3 protein-coding genes are annotated in these 1,446 nt (G+C 55.6%); 1 reads left to right on the plus strand and 2 read right to left on the minus strand.

Features of this window, described 5'->3' with window-relative positions; translation table 11 throughout:
• Positions 1-89 precede the first annotated feature (89 nt).
• A complete protein-coding gene (locus F599_RS0113250) occupies positions 90-1,004 on the plus strand; it encodes a LysR family transcriptional regulator (RefSeq protein ID WP_019543970.1) in 915 nt (304 codons plus the stop codon).
• A gap of 83 nt (positions 1,005-1,087) precedes the next feature.
• On the opposite strand, the gene F599_RS15300 is transcribed toward F599_RS0113250, so the two are convergent.
• Both F599_RS15300 and F599_RS15945 read right to left on the minus strand, forming a co-directional pair.
• Positions 1,088-1,237 carry a cupin domain-containing protein gene (locus tag F599_RS15300; protein WP_244869356.1) on the minus strand — a complete coding sequence of 50 codons (150 nt, stop codon included), beginning with the start codon at positions 1,235-1,237 and terminating at the stop codon, positions 1,088-1,090.
• Positions 1,238-1,446: hypothetical protein (locus tag F599_RS15945; RefSeq protein ID WP_211209110.1), on the minus strand; the 209-nt coding region annotated here is incomplete at its 5' end.

Below are 1,446 nucleotides of genomic sequence, written 5' to 3' on the forward strand. Positions count from 1 at the left end.
TTTTTTGCAAACTAAAAGGGGCTGCTACACGTTGTTGATACGTGCAACAGCCCCACTTTTATCGCATACGGACGAAAGGGGAATCTTTGATGGAACTGCGCACCTTATCGTACTTCCTGGCCGTGGCCAGGGAACAGAATATGACCGAGGCCGCCAATGTGCTGCATGTGACGCAGCCGACGCTCTCGCGGCAGATTGCCGATCTCGAGGACGAGCTCGGCAAAAAGCTCTTCACGCGCACGAGCCGCAGCACCGTCCTGACCGAGGACGGCATGCACCTGCGCCAGCGAGCCGAGGAAATCCTCGCGCTCGTCAACCAGACAGAAGACGAGATGAAGAATGACACGATTGACCTTGCGGGCTGTATCCGCATCGGCGCAGGCGAGACACATGCCATGCACCTCCTCGCCGATCTCTTTGCGGAGCTGCACAGCCGCTATCCTCGCCTGACGGTCGAGCTCTTCACGGGCAATGCCGACACCGTCGAGGAAAAACTCGCCCATGGCCTCATCGACTTTGCGCTGATGATCGAACCATTCAACGTCGAGCAGTATCACTTCATCCGGCTGCCCGAAACGATGCGCGTCGGCATCGTGACGCGCGATGACAGTAAGTGGGCGCAGAAGAACGGCATCACGCCCGACGACCTGAACGCAATGCCACTGCTCGTCTCCTCACGCCAGTCGCTCAACCGCTACGATTACAGTCAATGGTCGGGCGGCAAGGTATCCGCTGAAACGATGGATATCGTCGGCAAGTTCGACCTCATCGGCAACGCCTCGCACTTCATCCGCACGGGCATCGCGAACGCCATCGGCATCGATGAACTGCTGCAACTCGACACCGGCCACCTCAAGTTCATCCCACTCGAGCCCGCCCTGACGCTCAGCGCCGTTATCGTCTGGAAGAAATACCGCCTGCTCTCCAAATCCAGCAGCGTCTTCCTTGAAGAACTCAAACAGCGCGTGAACGGTGAATTCTCAAAGGATAAACTGAATCGCTGAATTTCGGCAGGCCGTACGCAGGATATGGAGGTAGTACGACAACGAGACAGCCGCAAGCGTCATTCTCCTTTCTAAATATCGTGTCAATCCTGCGGATAATCGGCGTCCGTGACGGGCTCGCACCACTCGTCGCTTGTCTTTGTGCCCGGAATCTCAAAGGCAAGATGCGAGAACCAACTGTGCAGCTTGGCGCCGTGCCAGTGCTTCCTGAATTGCAATAATAACTTGAACACCTAGCTCATCATTGCTGCGCCTTCCCAGCACGAGGTCGCACTCCCAATGCCCGAACTCTTAGCAATCATTAACGGATTCATCTCGTTCTTCGATGCTGCGCCCAAGCTTCTTCTTGGGGCTGTTGCACGTATCAACAACGTGTAGCAGCCCCTTTTAGTTTGCAAAAAATGTTGCCAAGGACTTAAAAATCCTTGGCAACAGGCGTAAA

Origin of the sequence: Selenomonas bovis DSM 23594 (assembly GCF_000381005.1) — a bacterium.
GTDB lineage: Bacteria > Bacillota > Negativicutes > Selenomonadales > Selenomonadaceae > Selenomonas_C > Selenomonas_C bovis.

Bases quoted from the DNA above. Each gene is read 5' to 3' on its own strand.
- F599_RS0113250 (WP_019543970.1), top strand. From the start codon at position 90: ATGGAACTGCGCACCTTATCGTACTTCCTGGCCGTGGCCAGGGAACAG.